General features: G+C 49.0%; 6 protein-coding genes. 2 read left to right on the top strand and 4 right to left on the bottom strand.

Features of this window, described 5'->3' with window-relative positions:
• The first annotated feature begins 112 nt into the window (after positions 1-112).
• Both AC1S52_RS00055 and AC1S52_RS00050 read left to right on the top strand, forming a co-directional pair.
• Positions 113-613, top strand: a complete 501-nt coding sequence (locus AC1S52_RS00055; RefSeq protein ID WP_482026996.1) for an alpha/beta fold hydrolase — start codon at positions 113-115, stop codon at positions 611-613.
• On the top strand, positions 595-945 hold the full coding sequence (locus AC1S52_RS00050) for an alpha/beta fold hydrolase (RefSeq protein ID WP_482026997.1): 351 nt from the start codon (positions 595-597) through the stop codon (positions 943-945). The genes AC1S52_RS00055 and AC1S52_RS00050 overlap by 19 nt, the downstream gene beginning before the upstream one ends.
• Here the strand turns inward: AC1S52_RS00050 and AC1S52_RS00045 are convergent.
• The 4 genes from AC1S52_RS00045 to AC1S52_RS00030 are packed head-to-tail and all read right to left on the bottom strand — an operon-like array spanning position 938 to position 2749.
• Positions 938-1501: a protein-tyrosine phosphatase family protein gene (locus tag AC1S52_RS00045; protein ID WP_482026995.1), complete on the bottom strand. Its 564-nt coding sequence runs from the start codon at positions 1499-1501 to the stop codon at positions 938-940. The genes AC1S52_RS00050 and AC1S52_RS00045 overlap by 8 nt on opposite strands.
• A gap of 30 nt (positions 1502-1531) precedes the next feature.
• The gene (locus tag AC1S52_RS00040; protein WP_482026994.1) at positions 1532-2041 is read right to left on the bottom strand and encodes an ATP-dependent metallopeptidase FtsH/Yme1/Tma family protein; all 510 of its coding nucleotides are present in this window, start codon (positions 2039-2041) and stop codon (positions 1532-1534) included.
• Between the two features lie 45 nt (positions 2042-2086).
• Entirely contained in the window at positions 2087-2581 is a 495-nt protein-coding gene (locus AC1S52_RS00035) for a cupin domain-containing protein (protein ID WP_482026993.1), read from the bottom strand.
• A 9-nt stretch (positions 2582-2590) separates the two neighbouring features.
• Positions 2591-2749 (bottom strand): SH3 domain-containing protein, encoded by a 159-nt coding sequence (locus AC1S52_RS00030; protein ID WP_482026992.1) that lies wholly within the window; start codon positions 2747-2749, stop codon positions 2591-2593.
• Between the last annotated feature and the right edge of the window lie 253 nt (positions 2750-3002).

The following is a 3002-nucleotide window of genomic DNA, read 5'->3' as shown; positions in this document are numbered from 1 at the left end:
GTTTCCGCTTGACGTAACTGCAAAGCTAAATCATCCAAACTTTCCTTCACTTCGATTGAGGTAACACCCACCATTGGCTGAGTCTGAAACACTACTTCTCAGTCTAAATCATTTGCCTTCTACTCAATTTAAATTGGTATCAGGTGGCTCAACGCAGGTGATCGAATTGGGCGAGGGACCTGCACTGCTCCTGGTTCATGGTGGAATGGGCGAAGCACTCCAATATGGCTCTATTCTGCCGCTGCTTGCCCGGCACTACCGCGTGATTGCAGTGGATCGTCCCGGTAATGGACTGTCCGACCCATTTGATTATCGGGGAGTCGATGTGCTCGCTCATGCACGCCGCTTTCTCGGTGAGCTAATCGATGCTGAAGGGCTTTCCTCTGTGCCCATTGTGGCAAGCTCAATGGGAGGTTTGTGGTCGATCGTTTTCGCCATCGAAAGTCCGGAGCGCGTGCCGCGCTTGATCTTGCTTGGTGCTCCGGCGGGAATTCGGCGCAAGGTGCCTCTGCAAATGCGTCTGGGTACGCTGCCTATCCTGAAGTCCCTTGTTCGCTCGATGATGATGAAGCCAACGCGCGACAGCACGCTTGTATTCTGGAGCCAGCTGTAGCGCATCCAGAACGCCTTGAAGTTGACCTGTTAGACGCCTTGACCGCAAGCCAAGCCCGTAACGCTCCAAGTTGGTTCAGCTTGATTGACAGCACCATTGATGTTCGAGGAATGAAACCTGAGCTAATGATCGGTGAGCGGTGGAAAAAGCTTTCCGTTCCGACAACTTTAATCTTGGGTGAAAATGACGCCTGGTGCCCTCCAGAGGAGGGCGAAGCGATCGCGTTGTCTAACCCTCATGTACGAGTCATGCGTATCCCAGCGGCAGGTCATGCAGCGTGGCTTGACGATCCTGGCAGGGTGGTGGACGCAATCAACGAGTCCCTCAGTTGAGATCTGAAACAGCCGCTAACTTGCCGCTTAATCGATCGCATTCGTTCAATAGTCGATCCAGTTCCGCAGCCACTCTCCAGGGATTGCGTCCTGTGAAAAGAGCGGCAACGATCGCTTCATGGGGATTTCTCCCCGTTTGCTTTACGGCTGCGATTGCGGCTTTAGGGGAGAACCCTCGTCCTGCCACCAACCAGGCGGCTAGAATGTGTCCCGTACGCCCAATTCCACCTGAGCAATGGACAATAACCCTTTCATTGTTCTGATTAGCAGTTGTTAGGAACGGTAAAATGTGATGAATCAGTAAATCTGGATTGGCATAGTAAAAGTCTTCGATCGGTGCCCAGCATACCTGGTCTACTCCAAACGTTTGTTGATAAACGTCAAGCAGATTGGTATAGCGAGCGAGTTGAGATTCAGGGAGCAAACAGCAGACCCGCTTGATCTTCTGGCTCTGCATAAACTCAATCCACTCGTTGACTTTCTCGCTGCTGTATGCAGGCCGGGCGGAGCCAAACACAATCCGTTCACTCTCTGAAGCAGCGGCAAACTTATACATGATGGGCGCGTCATGTTTTATTGGTGATTCTTAATGTCTTAACTCCCTCAAACGTTGAGGTCTTCTGACCCAGAAGTAGATCAGCGCACCCACGAAGTTGATTAATAGGATGATGATAACCCACACAATCTTGGTATTACCTTCTGCAACTTCCTGAGTTGCACAATCGATCAGCATCCATAGCCAAAATCCTTGCATTAAAAGCACAATGACTCCGGGAATGAGCAATGTACTCAGCATTCTGCTTAACACGCTATCGCTATCCCTGGCTGGGGCAACAGAAATGTCAATGTTTGCCTGATCTAGCTTTTGTATAAGGGTGGGATCGTTAGGTAAATTAACGCTCACCGTCTCACCTGTTTTCGTTATCACCAGGGCTTGTGTACGATCGTTCGTAAAAGTAACTTTTTCGACCCGATTTTGCTCAACCGCTTGCATAAACTGGTTATAGGACCAGTTTTCCCTTGCTGAAACTTGCGGACACGCGATCGCTGTTAGTAGAAAACTGAGAAAAGCGATCAAAATCAAATTCTTTTTCAAAACCCTTCTCCCTCTGGTTGACTCAAATAGCCCCCCATATTCCAATCACTCCTGGATTTTGATAACTGGCGGTTCGGGTTCATCCGCCCAGTAATCCGTGCTTTCAAATTTTCCAACCTTGCCCATTGATCGCGATAGCCACTTGTCCGAGTCGGGAAAGTAACACACTTCGTAAGGCAAGTTTTCTCCCATCATCAGAATCTCTACAAACTCATTGGTGTGATTGTAAAACTGGTGGGCAATGCGTTCGCCACGAGGAAAGGATATGGCATCCCCCTCTTTGACTTCGGTGGTTCGATCGCCATAGCGCAACATCGCCCTGCCTTTGAGGATCAGGCAAAACTCATCTTCATGCACGTGATAATGGAATGGGCAGGAAAGCGATTTCGGCTTTAACCGCTCCACCACGACTCCCATGTGCCCTTCCTTGCGATTCATAGAAGGGGTTAGGCGTTTAGACCAACCTGAGTAATGTTCTGAGTAGTGAGCCTCTTCCCACTTCAAGGCGTTCATGTTGACGATGTTCGGCATCTCAGACATAGGAAGTCCTCATTGATTGACAGCTTGTGGTTCAGCAACTAGCAAATTTGCATCACGAGCGATCGCCCAGCCACCCTCTGCTTGCTTGTGTAGAATTGTGAGGACATCTCCAGTGCAGCGCATTGGAGAGTCGGGCTGTAGAGAGATGTCATCACGATAGCAATACAAAAGAACTTATGCAAATCACCTTGAAGGGCGATCGCGAAGAAAATTGAAATTTTAACTTTACTTCTTTGAGATGAATAGCGGACACAGTATTGTAAGCAGGAAGCACTATCCTTTTGGCTAGTGCGCTTCTAAAACCAGTACGCCACACTCAGTTTGTTAGGGATTAGGAGAAGGAGCAAAAAAGATGTTTATTGTCCCAGCACGCTAGTCAAAACTACCCACTTTAGTGGGAGGCTTTAGCTGCTACACATTT

The organism is Kovacikia sp. CALU 1929, from assembly GCF_056784235.1.
This window is presented reverse-complemented; position numbering and strand designations above follow the sequence as displayed.